The 12,728-nt window shown below is 66.4% G+C and carries 13 protein-coding genes; 6 read left to right on the top strand and 7 right to left on the bottom strand.

The annotated features are described in order from the left end of the window. Positions 1-7: 7 nt before the first annotated feature. Positions 8-547 carry an HNH endonuclease gene (locus VAE54_RS00145; protein WP_322799897.1) on the bottom strand — a complete coding sequence of 180 codons (540 nt, stop codon included), beginning with the start codon at positions 545-547 and terminating at the stop codon, positions 8-10. 195 nt (positions 548-742) lie between these two features. Between VAE54_RS00145 and selA the strand changes: the two genes are divergently transcribed. From selA to VAE54_RS00130, 3 genes are read left to right on the top strand one after another with little or no spacing between them, the layout of a single operon-like run. Further along, positions 743-2,128, top strand: coding sequence for an L-seryl-tRNA(Sec) selenium transferase (selA, locus tag VAE54_RS00140; protein ID WP_322799896.1), 1,386 nt, complete (start codon positions 743-745; stop codon positions 2,126-2,128). Further along, the gene (gene rsmG / locus VAE54_RS00135; RefSeq protein ID WP_322799895.1) at positions 2,098-2,895 is read left to right on the top strand and encodes a 16S rRNA (guanine(527)-N(7))-methyltransferase RsmG; all 798 of its coding nucleotides are present in this window, start codon (positions 2,098-2,100) and stop codon (positions 2,893-2,895) included. Before selA ends, rsmG begins: the two co-directional genes overlap by 31 nt. A 29-nt stretch (positions 2,896-2,924) precedes the next feature. Beyond that, positions 2,925-3,800: an ABC transporter permease gene (locus VAE54_RS00130; protein ID WP_322799894.1), complete on the top strand. Its 876-nt coding sequence runs from the start codon at positions 2,925-2,927 to the stop codon at positions 3,798-3,800. 75 nt (positions 3,801-3,875) lie between these two features. On the opposite strand, the gene VAE54_RS00125 is transcribed toward VAE54_RS00130, so the two are convergent. The 5 genes from VAE54_RS00125 to VAE54_RS00105 all read right to left on the bottom strand — a co-directional run bounded on the left by VAE54_RS00125 (position 3,876) and on the right by VAE54_RS00105 (position 9,429). Then, positions 3,876-4,355: a nucleotidyl transferase AbiEii/AbiGii toxin family protein gene (locus VAE54_RS00125; protein ID WP_322799893.1), complete on the bottom strand. Its 480-nt coding sequence runs from the start codon at positions 4,353-4,355 to the stop codon at positions 3,876-3,878. Between the two features lie 32 nt (positions 4,356-4,387). Further along, positions 4,388-4,618 (bottom strand): hypothetical protein, encoded by a 231-nt coding sequence (locus VAE54_RS00120; protein ID WP_322799892.1) that lies wholly within the window; start codon positions 4,616-4,618, stop codon positions 4,388-4,390. Between the two features lie 141 nt (positions 4,619-4,759). After that, the gene (gene polA / locus VAE54_RS00115; protein ID WP_322799891.1) at positions 4,760-7,591 is read right to left on the bottom strand and encodes a DNA polymerase I; all 2,832 of its coding nucleotides are present in this window, start codon (positions 7,589-7,591) and stop codon (positions 4,760-4,762) included. A 218-nt stretch (positions 7,592-7,809) separates the two neighbouring features. Then, complete coding sequence (tsaD, locus tag VAE54_RS00110) at positions 7,810-8,814, bottom strand: tRNA (adenosine(37)-N6)-threonylcarbamoyltransferase complex transferase subunit TsaD (RefSeq protein ID WP_322799890.1); 1,005 nt, start codon at positions 8,812-8,814, stop codon at positions 7,810-7,812. 96 nt (positions 8,815-8,910) lie between these two features. After that, positions 8,911-9,429: a YbaK/EbsC family protein gene (locus VAE54_RS00105; protein ID WP_322799889.1), complete on the bottom strand. Its 519-nt coding sequence runs from the start codon at positions 9,427-9,429 to the stop codon at positions 8,911-8,913. A gap of 99 nt (positions 9,430-9,528) precedes the next feature. On the opposite strand from VAE54_RS00105, the gene VAE54_RS00100 reads away from it, so the two are divergent. The 3 genes from VAE54_RS00100 to VAE54_RS00090 all read left to right on the top strand — a co-directional run bounded on the left by VAE54_RS00100 (position 9,529) and on the right by VAE54_RS00090 (position 11,106). Beyond that, positions 9,529-9,678 (top strand): hypothetical protein, encoded by a 150-nt coding sequence (locus VAE54_RS00100; RefSeq protein ID WP_322799888.1) that lies wholly within the window; start codon positions 9,529-9,531, stop codon positions 9,676-9,678. 180 nt (positions 9,679-9,858) lie between these two features. Continuing rightward, positions 9,859-10,281: a hypothetical protein gene (locus VAE54_RS00095; RefSeq protein WP_322799887.1), complete on the top strand. Its 423-nt coding sequence runs from the start codon at positions 9,859-9,861 to the stop codon at positions 10,279-10,281. Positions 10,282-10,455: 174 nt separating this feature from the next. Beyond that, on the top strand, positions 10,456-11,106 hold the full coding sequence (locus VAE54_RS00090) for a 50S ribosomal protein L25 (RefSeq protein ID WP_322799886.1): 651 nt from the start codon (positions 10,456-10,458) through the stop codon (positions 11,104-11,106). Positions 11,107-11,273: 167 nt separating this feature from the next. Here the strand turns inward: VAE54_RS00090 and VAE54_RS00085 are convergent, their stop codons facing one another. Further along, positions 11,274-12,626, bottom strand: a complete 1,353-nt coding sequence (locus tag VAE54_RS00085; RefSeq protein WP_322799885.1) for an 8-oxoguanine deaminase — start codon at positions 12,624-12,626, stop codon at positions 11,274-11,276. Between the last annotated feature and the right edge of the window lie 102 nt (positions 12,627-12,728).

The raw sequence follows: 12,728 nt of genomic DNA, 5'->3' as shown, positions 1-12,728 counted from the left end.
CTCCTCCTCACCATCCCTCCAGATATTTCCGCCACTCGGCGTATTCCCGCAGATAGGCGCCGAAAAGATAACGGATGGTGGGAATCGGCTCGAAGGGCTGGCGCAACAGCGTCATATGGGCTTCAGCCGGCGTGCGGTTTCCCTTGCGGCGATTGCACGCCGGACAGGCCGCCACCAGATTCTCCCAGGTATGCTTCCCGCCCCGATGGCGCGGGATCACGTGATCCACCGTTAAATGGGGAGAGGAACGCCCGCAATATTGGCAGGTATACTGATCCCGCCTCAGGATCTCCCGCTTGGTCAGACGCAGCCGGCGGGGCGGCCGTCGCACCACATAGCGCAGACGGATCACCGAAGGACAGGGGAAAACCCGGGAAGGGGTGCGCACTTCGCCCCGGCCGTTCTCCAGGATCTCCGCTTTCCCGTCGAGCACGAGGGCGATCGCCCGGCGGAGAGAACAGACATTCAGAGGCTCGAAGTTGGCGTTCAGCACCAACACCGGCGTTTGAAGCAGGGATGGGAATTCGAACCTCCTTGAAGCCTCCATGACGAAATCCTTCCAGAGAGCGTTTCTGCGCTCGGAAACCAGATAGGATGCGGAAGATGCCCCGCACAGCCCACGGCATGGCTCCTCACTTCTCACCTCATTATAAATAAGACAAAACGAATTCGCCAGCGCAGGCAGGACTTTTGAGCCGATGATAGAATCCCTGGCGAGGCGAAGCGTCTGGGCGAGGCGTCGATGGATCCGCGTCGAGGGTTGCCGAGTGTGGATCGCCTGTTGAAGGCCGAGGGCGCGGCGTCGCTCCTGTCGGCTTTCGGCCACGACGCGGTGGTCGAAGCGCTCCGGGAGGTCCTGATGGAGGCGCGGGCGCGGGTTCAACAGGGCGAGCCGGCGCCTTCAGAGGCGGTGCTGCTGGAGCAGGCCGCCGCCCGGCTGGCCCGCTGGCATACCCCCCGCCCCCGCCCCGTCATCAACGCCACCGGCGTGATCCTGCACACCAATCTGGGCCGTGCGCCGCTTTCCCAGGCCGCCCTCGAAGCCATTCGCGCCGCGGCCGCTTACAGCGATCTGGAATTCGATCTCGAGGCCGGCGAGCGGGGGGAACGGCAGGCGGCCGTGGAAGATCTCCTGCGCCGGCTGACCGGGGCGGAGGCCGCCCTGGTGGTCAACAACAACGCCGCCGCGGTGCTCCTCGCCCTCACCGTCCTGGCCCGGGGACGGGGGGTGCTGATCTCCCGGGGCCAGCTCATCGAGATCGGCGGGGGCTTTCGGATCCCTGAGGTGATGGCCCAGAGCGGGGCGCGCCTGATCGAAGTGGGCACCACCAACCGAACCCATCTCCGGGATTACGAAGAGCCCCTCGCGCAGGGCGAAGACATCGCCCTGATCCTCCGCGCGCATCTCAGCAACTTCCGTATGATCGGGTTTGTCTCCGAAGTCCCTCTGGCCGAGCTGGTCGCCCTGGGGGCCCGCTACGGCATCCCGGTGATGGACGATCTGGGGAGCGGGGCACTCCTGGACACGGCGGCCTTCGGCCTGGCCCACGAGCCGATGGCGCAGGAGAGCATAGAGGCCGGCGCGGCGGTGGTTTGCTTCAGCGGGGACAAGCTCCTCGGCGGCCCTCAGGCCGGGATCATCGTGGGGAAACTGGAGCTTCTTGCGCGGATGCGGCGGCATCCGCTGATGCGGGCCCTGCGGCCCGATAAGCTCACGCTGGCCGCGCTGAGCGCCACGCTCATCCATTACCTCAAAGGCGAGGCCACCCGGGAGATCCCGGTCTGGCGGATGATCGCCGTTTCCCTCCATGAGCTGGAGGCGCGGGCGCAGGATCTAACGGCGCGCCTGCGCGCCGATGGGATACCGGCGGAAGCACGGCCCACCCGCTCGACGATCGGCGGCGGCAGCCTCCCCGGCGAGACCCTCCCCAGCGTTGCCCTCATGCTGCGGCCGGCGGATCCCGAAGCGATGATGGCCGCCCTGCGCCGGGCCGATCCCCCCATCATCGCCCGGGTTCAGGAAGAGGCGGTATGGTTCGATCTGCGCACGGTGCTCCCCGATCAGGAAGACCGGCTCCTCGAAGGGATCCGCCAGGCGTGGCTTCGGGCAGGGGCGGCGGGATCGTGAAGGCGATGGAGGACTTCGAGCAGGTTTTCCTGCAGGTCCTGCGAGAAGGCATCGCCTGGCTGGGGTGGGACCTCCCGGAGCCGGCGCAGGAGGCCATGGTCCGCTATGCTCGCATGGTGCAGGAGTGGAACGAGCGGATCAACCTCACGGCCATCATCGAGCCCGGGGCCATGGCCGCTCGTCATTTCATCGACTCCCTGACCGCCCTGACCGTCCTCCGGGAACCGGGATGGCCGCCCGCGCCCGGGCAGTGGCCGGCGCGCCGGCTGGCGGATGTAGGGACCGGCGCCGGGTTCCCCGGCCTGGTTCTGAAGCTCGCCTGGCCCACCCTCGAGGTCTCCCTGATCGAGTCCGTGGGGAAGAAGGCCCGTTTTCTGGAAGCGGTGGTTCACGCCCTCGGGCTGGAAGGGGTGAGGATCCTCGCCCGGCGGGCCGAGGAAGTCGGACAGGACCCGATGCATCGGGAGCGCTACGACTATGCCATCGCCCGGGCCGTCGCCGATCTCCCGGTTCTTCTGGAATATCTGCTCCCGCTTGTTCGGGTCGGAGGAGCGGCGGTGGCGATGAAGGGGGCAGAGATCGAAGAGGAAATCGAGGTCGCCCGAGGGGCGCTGGAGCGGCTGGGCGGGCGGCTCCGGGAGCGGCGGGATCTGGCGTGGCCGCCGCATCTTTCCCGACGCGCCCTCCTGGTCTTCGAGAAAATCGCGCCGACGCCCCCTGCCTATCCTCGCCGGCCGGGGATGCCCGAGAAGCGGCCATTGCGGTGATCCCGCTGCTCGAAGCGGAGGGAGATTCCATGAGCTCCCTTTATTCTTATTCTGGGATCGTCGAGGCCCTCTTCCCGATTCGATGGATCGGAGCGCTCACCTTCCGGGAAGCGTTGCGGCGGCGGCTGGTGCTGGCCGCCTTCGGGCTGGGGGCTGCCTTCCTGGCCCTCTTCGGCCTGGCGCTGTTTCTGATCCACCGCGAGCTCGCCCGCTTCGGTCCCCCGGATCCCCGGATGCGGGAGGAGATCGCCAGTTTCTTCATGCTGGCGGCCCTGTATGGGGCGAACGTCCTGATCGTGATGGCGGCGGTGGTCGGAACCGCCGATACCATCGCGGGGGAGATCGCTTCGGGGGTTATCCAGGCGGTGGCCGCTCGACCGATCGCCCGCTGGCAGATCCTGTTCGGGAAAGGATTGGGGCACGCGCTGTGGCTGCTGCTGTATGTCCTCTGGATGGCCGGAGGGGTGATCGGGATCACGGCCCTGATCACCGGATGGGCGCCCCGGGGCTGGGGCCGGGGGCTGGCCCTGCTGGGGCTGGAAGCCCTGATCCCCCTTTCCCTGTCCCTGTGGGCCGGGACCCGGTTTTCGACCCTGGCGACCGGGGCGCTGGGGCTGGGCCTGTATGGGGTCGCCTTCATTGGGGGGTGGGCGGAACAGGTGGGCAGTCTCGTCGGGCAGGCCACGGTGGTGGATCTGGGGATCCTGGCCTCGCTGCTCATGCCTGCCGAGGCCCTCTGGCGGCGGGCGGCGTATGAGCTCCAGAGCCCCCTCGCCCGGCTCATGGGCCCGAACCCCTTCACCGCCGCCACCATCCCCAGCGACCGGATGATCCTTTACGCCCTCGTTTACGTCGTCCTCCTCCTCGCCCTGGCCGCCTATCAGTTCGAACGGCGGGACCTGTGAGGGCCACCGGCAGCGGCCTGACCTGGGGGAAACGCAGGAGCTCGCGCTTATCGCGGGCTTCCCGACTCGTGAACCTCAAAGCTCAGCTTGAACTTCTCCGTAGATGTTCTCGAATATGCTGAGAACATCCTGGTTCAGAGCTTCGGAAAAAGCCTTCAGCCACTGGCGGATGTAATCTGTATCCACAGCCTGCTTGCGAAGGATGCTGCGGATATCCTCCAGATCCCTCATACGCCCGGCCAGGATTTTGTGGATGATCACGTCCTCGGGAGCAGCGAACCGCACCGGGTAGCCTTCGATCTCAATCTCACGGGCGCGAGCCATGGCCTGCTGCTCGTAAGGCGTCCAGGAGAAAATGAAGTCCACCCGCAGGCCACTGGGGGGGTGAAGGGTGGGGAGCGCCCAGGTCTGCTGGACGAAAGCCCCGACATCTTCCACCGGAACCTGAAGCCCGATTCGATCAGCCACGCTCAGCACCAGAGGGAGGGCCTTCAGCGTGAGGCCCAGGGTGACGTCCACATCCCGGGTCAGGCGCGGCTCTCCATACACCAGCACCACCTGCCCTCCAATAGGGAAGGCGTGCCTCGTCAAGCGCTTTGGCCAGCTGAGCCAGGAGGCCGGACATAGGTGTTGACCTTTCGCGCCAGCGCGATGTCCACTTCCAGACCTTCCAGCGGGTTTGAGGGCGGCCAAGCGCCCACGGCGCGCGCCATCTCCAGCAACGTCTGGAAGACGCGGAAGTTCTCCTCCGGGTCCGCGGGATGCCCTCGCTGCCATCGAGCTTCCCAGCGCCGCCATGCTTCCCTATCCCGGATCATCGCGTTTCCTCCACCGGACGCGGTTTCCCGTGGCGATGATCACCGCCTGCCCCATCCCTTCCCTCTTCAAACGAACCACCCAGGAAATCCAGAATGGGACATTTTCATCCGGTTGCAGGACAGCAGCTCACCATTGTCCCATCAAGACCAGTGGGGCCCGATGTGGATCTCCACTTCCAGGGGCACGGCCAGGGGATAGGCGTGGCGCATGTGATCTTCCACCAGCGCGCGCACGGTCTCTATCTCCTCCTCCGGCACCTCGAAGACCAGCTCGTCATGGACCTGCATGATCATCCGGGCGCGCAGCCCCTGCGCCCGGAGGGCCCGATCGATCCGGATCATCGCTACCTTGATGATGTCCGCCGCGCTGCCCTGGATGGGGGCATTGATGGCCTCCCGCTCCGCTTTGCGGCGGACCGCTTCCGGAAGCCGGCGCGGCGGCTGCCCGGGGGCCGCCGGCATCATCTCGGGGAAATACCGGCGGCGTCCCAGAAGGGTCTCCACATACCCCTTCCGGGCCACCTGTTCTTTGATGGCTTCGATATAGGCCTTCACCCGCGGGAAGGCGGCGAAATATTGCTGAATGAACCGCTCCGCCTCCCGCCGGGAGATCCCCAGCTGCTGGGCCAGCCCATGGGCGCTCATCCCGTAGATCAACCCGTAGTTGATCCGCTTGGCGAAGTTCCGCTGCTCATCGGTGACCTGCTCGATGGGGATCCCGAAGGCCTTCGCCGCCGTGGCCCGATGGATGTCCTCCCCCGCCTGGAAGGCCGCGATCAGCCCCGGATCTTTCGTGATGTGCGCCAGGATGCGCAGCTCGATCTGGGAGTAATCGGCCGAGAGGAGGACCGAACCGGGCGGGGCGATGAAGGCCCGGCGGATCTGCTTGCCCAGCTCGGTGCGGATGGGGATGTTCTGGATGTTGGGATCGCTCGCCGAGATCCGCCCCGTCACCGTCCCGGTCTGATGATAGAGGGGATGGATGCGGCCGGTGGCCGGATGGATCATCCGCGGCAGGGCATCCACATAGGTGCTCTTCAGCTTGGCCAACTGCCGGTATTCCAGGATAAGATCGATCACCGGATGGGCGCCCCGCAGGCTCTCCAACACCTCGCTCGAGGTCGAATACATCCCCGTCCCGGTCCGCGGGACGTTGACGGTCGGCAGCTGGAGCTTCCCGAACAGGGCGTCCGAGAGCTGACGGGGGGAATCCAGGTTGAACGCATAGCCTACCCAGCGGTAGATCTCCTGGGCCAGGATCTGGATCCGCCGCTCGAACTCCTTCGACATCTGCTGCAAGAGGGGGACGTCGATCAGGATGCCCGTCTGCTCCATCCGGACCAGCACCGGGATCAGGGGGATCTCGATCTCCGCGAAGAGGTTCCACAATCCCTGCCGGCGCAGCTCCTCTTCCTGAACCCGCGCGATGCGCAGGGTGAGGTCCGCATCGGCGGCGGCGTAAGGGGCCGCTGCGGAGACCGGGACATCCGCGAAGGAGCGCTGGCCCTTCCCCTTCCCGATCAGCTGCTCGATGGTGGTCATCTCCACCCCGAGCCGGAGCCAGGCCAGATGTTTGAGGTTGAGGCCATAGGCGGCCGGGTTCAGCACCCACTCGGCGACCATCGTGTCGAAGGCCAGGCCCTCGACTTCCACCCCGTGGCGGGCCAGGACCAGCATGTCGAACTTGGCGTGATGGCCAACTTTCGGCCGCCCCGGATCCCGCAGCACAGGCCCCAGGGCCTCCAGGACGCGGGGGAGGGGCAGCTGGGGGGATCCATCCCGATGGCCCACCGGGACGTAATAGCCACGGCCCTCCTCCACAGCGAAGGAGAGCCCAACCAGGCCGGCGGACATCGGCGATAGGGCGTCGGTCTCCACGTCGAAAGCGAAGCGGGGCGCCCGTTCCAGCGCCTCCCGGAGCGCGGCCAGCCCCGCCTCATCCGTGACCACCGTCGCCGCGGTCGGGCGAGGGAGATGCTCCGTCCGCAACCGGGGCACTGCGAGGGGCTGGATCACCGCTGGCCCCATCGGCTCCGGGAAGAGGGTGAGCTGGCTGGCCGGCCCCGATGCCTCCGCAGCAGCCGCTGCGGCTCCCAGCGGGGCTGTCCCGTTGGGGAGCCGGTTCATCAGGCTCCGGAACTCCAGCTCCTGGAAGAGGGCCAGCACTGCCTCCCGATCGTATCGCCCGACCCGACAGGCCTCCCAATCCACCGTGATCGGGACATCCACGCGGATCCGGACCAGCTGCTGGCTCAGGAACGCCTGCTCCCGCCCCGCCTCCAGCAGACGGCGGATCCGCTCCGGCTGGATCTCCTCCAGATGCGCGTAGATGTTCTCCAGGGAACCGTAGCGCTTCAGCAGCTCCGTGGCCGTCCGCTCCCCGATCCCCCGAACCCCGGGGATGTTGTCGCTTGGATCGCCGGTGAGGGCCTTGAGGTCCACCAGCTGGTGGGGCTCCAGGCCGTAGCGCTCGCGGATCGCTTCCACATCATAGATCACGATGTCGTCGAAATGGCGGCGCGAGGTGAGCACCCGAATGCCCGGCCGGATCAGCTGGAAAGCGTCGGTATCGCCGGTGACGATCAGGACCTCCATGCCCCGCTGAAGGGCCTGGTGCGCCACGGTGCCGATCACGTCATCCGCTTCGTAGCCCTCGGCGGTTAATTTCGGGATCGCGAACGCGTCGATGATCTGATGGATCCGAGCCATCTGGACGTCGAAATCCGAAGGGCGTTCCGCCCGGGTCGCCTTGTATTCCCCGAAGGCCTCGTGGCGGAAGGTCCGTCCGACGTCGAAGGCCACCGCCATATAATCCGGGCGGTGCTCCCGCCACACCTTCAGGAGCATCGATGTGAAGCCATAGACCGCATGCGTGGGTTCCCCCTTGCGGGTCTGAAGCCCCTGACGGAGCAGCGCGTAATAGGCCCGGTAGGCCAGGGAATGTCCGTCGATCAGCACCACCAGCGGAGCCATCGTCTCCTCATCCCCTGCAGAATCCGACCCGTTCCCGGCGGAGTCCCCCCGTGAGGGATCGGCCATGCCGTTCCGGGAGGATTCCCCAGGCCGGGGCATCCGCCTCGGGTGGCCATTCCGCCCCGAAATCCTCAAGAGGAAGCCCGCCGCGTAATTCCTATGAGGTTATTATAAAACTCCCGGGGCCTGCGCAACGGGGCAAAGGGGGGCCAAATTTCCTAACCGATTTTGGCATCGGGATCCACATCGAGATCCAGGGATGCGAAGTGGCCGGCCCGGGCATGCAGTGCCGCCGCCGCGCCGATCATCGCCGCGTTATCGGTGCAGAGCCAGGGAGGGGGGACATGAACCGGAACCGGGGCGCGGCGGGCCATCTCCTCCCGGAGCCGACGGTTGGCGGAGACACCACCGGAGATCAGGATGGCCTGCGCTTCATAATGGCGCAGGGCCTCCAGGGTTTTCGTAACCAGCTGCTCGATGACCGCTGCCTGGAAAGAAGCGGCCAGATCTGCCACCGGGAGCGGTTGCCCTTCAAAGCGCTCCACGATCCGGAGGACCGCGGTTTTCAGCCCGCTGAAGCTGAACCAGAGGGGGTGATCCACCCGGGGAAGCGCCGGAAGGGGAAACGCCCGCGGATCGCCTTGCTGGGCCACGCGCTCGATGGCTGGCCCGCCCGGGAACCCCAGGCCCAGGAGGCGCGCCACTTTATCGAAGGCCTCCCCGGCGGCGTCATCGATGGTCCAGCCCACCCGACGGTGATCCAGGAGATCCCGCACCCAGATCAGCTCCGTGTGGCCGCCGGAGACGATCAGCGCAAGAAAGGGAAGGGGGAGATCTTCGGTGGGGTTTCCTTCCACCCGAAGCCGATGGGCGTAGAGATGGCCTTCCAGGTGATTGACGGCGATCAGGGGCTTATGGCGGGCGAAGGCCAGAGCCTTGGCGAAACTCACCCCCACGACCAGGGAACCCGGCAATCCCGGCCCGTAGGTCACCGCGATCGCATCGATATCCTCCCACGAGCGGCCGGCCTGGGCCATGGCCTCCCGGGTTACCGGCACGATCGCCTCCACATGCATGCGGGCGGCGATCTCCGGGAAAATGCCGCCATATTTGGCGTGAAAGGCCGCCTGAGAAGCCACCACGTGGCTGAGCAGGATGCGGCCGTCTTCCACCACCGCGGCCGCCGTTTCATCGCAGGATGTCTCAATGGCCAGAATCCGCATCGGTCGAGATCCCTCCGCGCGATCGATCCGCCAGCGGGGCGTTCCTTCTGCTCCCTCTCCGCGAGGCGGAGAGGTGGGGGGGAGAGGGAAGACCGGTCATGAGTTCGCTGGTTTCCGGGCCTCCTCTCCCGGCGTCGCTTCCACGGTGAATTCGGCCACCCGGCCGCCGGTGATGCGCACCAGATCCGCGAAAGCGATGGGGAACAGGGCGTTGCGGGCGCCCGCTGCTGCCCAGAGGGTTTCATAACGGGCGAGCGAGGCATCGATCCAGACCTCCAGGGGCATCGCATGGGCGACGGGAGGCACCCCGCCGACCTCATAGCCGGTCACCCGCAACACGGTCTCCGGGTCCGCAATCCGAATGCGTTTGCGGGGGATCCCCCACAGGGCGGCCAGGAGACGCTGATCGGCCTTTCGATCCCCGGCCACCAGCACCAGCCGGGGATCTTCCCCCGCGATGAAGAGCAGCGACTTGACGATCGCCCCCAGCGGACATCCCACCGCCGCTGCCGCTTCCACTGCGGTGGCAGTGCTTTGATCCAGAATCCGCACCGGGGTTCCGGGAAGATGTCGTTCCAGAAACGCCTGCACATCCTGAGGGCCACGGACGGACACCGATGGCCTCCTGGATCCTCGAATGTTCCTGCGGCAGCTCCGGGCCGCTGCTCCGCTATTCTAACGCATGGCTCACCCCTCTGAAAGGAGCAGTCCGCTATGGACCACCGCTATCAGGAACTGGAGGAGAAAGAGGCTCTCGCCCGTTTCGACCGCCTGGTGGCACGCCTGGCGGAGCAGAACGCGGGCCGCAGCGATGAAGAGGTGACTGCGGATGTGGAGGCGGCGTTGACCGAGGCGCGTCGCTAATGCGCGCTGTGGATGTCTAAACCTCAGCTCGGAAGGTCCTTGACGGGCTTTTCCGTTATTCATAGAATCCTTTTTGTTTCGACCGGGTTCCGGGCAGTTGCCCAGAACCCGGTATCCTTTCAGGGTCCCCTCGCGGGGCGTGTATGGGCCCCCGAGCACTTCGAGTTCCAGGGGTGGTCCATGAGCCCATCCGAGCATCGAGTGGAAGAAGCCAGCGAGGCCCGGGCGGTTCCGCTCTCGGGCGTCCGCCTGGGATCCCTGATCGCGAACGAGGCGATTTGTGAAGGCACGGCGGTCTCCCATCTGGCGGCCAATCGGATCCAGGCCCAACGCTCTGCGTTCGGGATCGTTCGCGGCGTGCAGATGGATCTCCGGCAGAGCGCGGTCGGTCTGGCCTCCTCCCGGGAGGCGACGCTGAGGGAAAGCCAGGCGGGGGCGGTGTGCGCGCGGATCGTTCGGATGGAGGGAGGGCGGGCGGGTTTCATCCTCGCCCACACCGTAGAGGGGAAACCGAGGGGGGTCCTGGCCTCCTGGGCCGGGTTGCTGATCGGGGTGATCCTGGGTATGCTTTTAGGCTGGCTGCTCCGGCGATTGCAGCGCTGATCCCCAGCAAGGGGCTTCTGGAGGCTGGGGATGATCGGAAGCGGCGAGGCTGGCCCTCGGGGTCCTTTTCCCCCTGCAACGGAGTGGGCCGCGCAGAGAAGGTGGAAGTCATCCCGTTTCCTTCATGCCCAACGGTGTAAGCCTGATCCATTTCAGATCGCGAGAGGTGGAACGATGGCGGAGCTGGTGTTAAACGCGAGGCCGCGGACGGTAACAGGAAAGCAGGTGAAAGCCCTTCGCCGCCAGGGGTGGATCCCGGCGGTGCTTTACGGCCGGCACATCCAGCCGATGACCATTCAGGTGGAAGGCAAGGAGCTTCAGCGGGTCCTGGCCCAGGCTCGCGGCGGCGCCCATCTGATCACCCTCCACGTGGATGGCGAGACCCACCTGGTCCTGATCCGGGAGGTGCAGCGGGAGCCGATCCATCGGGAGATCCTCCATGTCGATTTCCAGGCGGTGGAGATGACCGAGAAGATCCGCGTGGAAGTCCCCGTGGTGTTTGTGGGGGCTTCCCCCGCGGTGGAACGCGGGGAGGGCATTCTGGTGCATGGGCTCACCCATGTGGAGATCGAATGTCTCCCGAAGGATCTCATCGAGGCCATCACGGTGGATCTGAGCCGCCTGGATCGTGTGGACGCGGCGATCTATGTGCGGGATCTTCAGGTGCCGCCCGGGATCACGGTGGTGAGCGATCCGGACGAGCTGATCGCCCTGGTGACGGCGCCGGCCGCGGAGGCTCTGGAAGAGGCGGCGCTGCCGGCTGAAACCCCTGAGGTGGAAGTTATCGGCCGCGGGAAGAAGGAGGAAGAGGAAGAAGAAGAGTGAAGGCGTTTTTCCCGATGCGTGTAGGACATGGATGGGCCAGAGCGCAAGGGAGCTCTGGCTCCTCCCGCTACGGCTCTCTGGTCAGGGGGGAAGAAGAAAGGCCATCTCCCGGGCTGCGAGGGGTATCCAGGGGGTCCCCGCAGCCCGGGCGCTCTCCATAGGTCCCCTCATTCTCCTCGCACGATGCGCCGTGCGATCTGATTGTGCCGCTCGATGAGGCGTCCCTCTTCCACCGTCAGCAACGCGCCATCCTCAATGATCACCTTCCCCTGGACGACCACGAGGTCCGCCGGGCGGGGCTGGCAGAACACCAGGGCGGCCACTGGATCATGGAGGGCGCCCGCGTAATCCAGGCGATCCAGCCGCCATCCGGCGAAATCCGCGGCTTTCCCGGGGGATAGCTGCCCGATGTCGTCTCGCCCCAGGACCGCGGCGCCGCCCCGGGTGGCCAGCCAGAGGGCTTCCTCCGCCGTGAGGGCATCGGGCCGTTCCAGGGCGACCCGCTGGAGGAGCATGGCCTGTCGCGCCTCCGCCAGCATATGGGAAGCATCATTGCTGGCGCTGCCGTCCACCCCCAGCCCCACCTTCACCCCATGGTCCAGCATGGCGCGGATTGGAGCGATGCCGGAGGCCAGGCGCATATTGGAGCTGGGGCAATGGGCAACGCCGGCGCCGGCCCGGGCCAGGAAGGCGATTTCCTCGGCGCGAACGTGCACCACGTGCGCGAACCAGACATCGGGGCCCTCCCATCCCAGCTCCATGGCGTAAGCCACCGGCCGCTTGCCGAAACGCGCCAGGCAGTATTCCTCCTCGTCCCGGGTCTCCGCCAGATGGGTGTGGAGCATCACGCCATACTGGCGGGCCATCCCCGCCGCCTCCCGCATGAGATCCGGAGTGACGGAGAACGGGGAACACGGGGCCAGGGCCACGCGGCACATCGCATAGGGCCGGGGATCGTGATAGGCTTCGATGACCCGCTGCATATCCTTCAGGATGGCGTCCTCGTCCTCCACCACCGCATCCGGCGGGAGGCCGCCTTTCGATTCGCCCAGGGACATGGCACCGCGGGTGGCGTGAAACCGGATCCCGATCTCCTGGGCGGCCCGGATCTCATCGTCGAGCCGCGCGCCGTTCGGGAAGAGATACAGGTGGTCGCTGGTGGTGGTGCATCCGGAGTGGAGGAGCTCAGCCATCCCCACCAGGGCGCTGATATAAACCGCCTCCGCATCCATGCGCGCCCAGATGGGATAGAGGGCGCGCAGCCAGTCGAACAATTTCGCGTTCTGAGCGATCACCCGGGTGAGGGTCTGATAGAGATGATGATGGGTGTTCACCAGGCCCGGGATCACTACCATCCCGCGGGCGTCGACGATGAGATCCGCTTCGGGGGGAAGCGCATGGGTGGGGCCCACCTGTTCGATCACGCCATCTCGGGCGAAGAGGCCGCCGTCGGGGATGCGGCGCCGTGCATCATCCATGGTGACCAGCACCTCTGCATTGCGCAGCAACAAGGTCGGCATCCACAGGCCTCCGGGAAGAGAGTCGGTGAGAGGTTCCAGCGTCGGGACCGAAACCCGGGAGGATTGTATACGGGCTGGGCATCGGACCGCAATCGGGCGGGG

Source organism: Thermoflexus sp. (genome assembly GCF_034432235.1).
Taxonomy (GTDB): domain Bacteria; phylum Chloroflexota; class Anaerolineae; order Thermoflexales; family Thermoflexaceae; genus Thermoflexus.
The sequence above is the reverse complement of the archived record's forward strand: the minus strand, read 5'-3'. Positions and strand labels throughout refer to the sequence as shown.

What these genes read in the sequence shown, in the direction of transcription:
- selA (WP_322799896.1), top strand. Translation starts at nt 743, where the DNA reads ATGGATCCGCGTCGAGGGTTGCCGAGTGTGGATCGCCTGTTGAAGGCC.
- tsaD (WP_322799890.1), bottom strand. Translation starts at nt 8,814, where the DNA reads ATGCGGATTCTGGCCATTGAGACATCCTGCGATGAAACGGCGGCCGCG.
- polA (WP_322799891.1), bottom strand. Translation starts at nt 7,591, where the DNA reads ATGGCTCCGCTGGTGGTGCTGATCGACGGACATTCCCTGGCCTACCGG.
- VAE54_RS00090 (WP_322799886.1), top strand. Translation starts at nt 10,456, where the DNA reads ATGGCGGAGCTGGTGTTAAACGCGAGGCCGCGGACGGTAACAGGAAAG.
- VAE54_RS00100 (WP_322799888.1), top strand. Translation starts at nt 9,529, where the DNA reads ATGGACCACCGCTATCAGGAACTGGAGGAGAAAGAGGCTCTCGCCCGT.
- VAE54_RS00095 (WP_322799887.1), top strand. Translation starts at nt 9,859, where the DNA reads ATGAGCCCATCCGAGCATCGAGTGGAAGAAGCCAGCGAGGCCCGGGCG.
- VAE54_RS00120 (WP_322799892.1), bottom strand. Translation starts at nt 4,618, where the DNA reads ATGATCCGGGATAGGGAAGCATGGCGGCGCTGGGAAGCTCGATGGCAG.
- VAE54_RS00130 (WP_322799894.1), top strand. Translation starts at nt 2,925, where the DNA reads ATGAGCTCCCTTTATTCTTATTCTGGGATCGTCGAGGCCCTCTTCCCG.
- VAE54_RS00085 (WP_322799885.1), bottom strand. Translation starts at nt 12,626, where the DNA reads ATGCCGACCTTGTTGCTGCGCAATGCAGAGGTGCTGGTCACCATGGAT.
- VAE54_RS00145 (WP_322799897.1), bottom strand. Translation starts at nt 547, where the DNA reads ATGGAGGCTTCAAGGAGGTTCGAATTCCCATCCCTGCTTCAAACGCCG.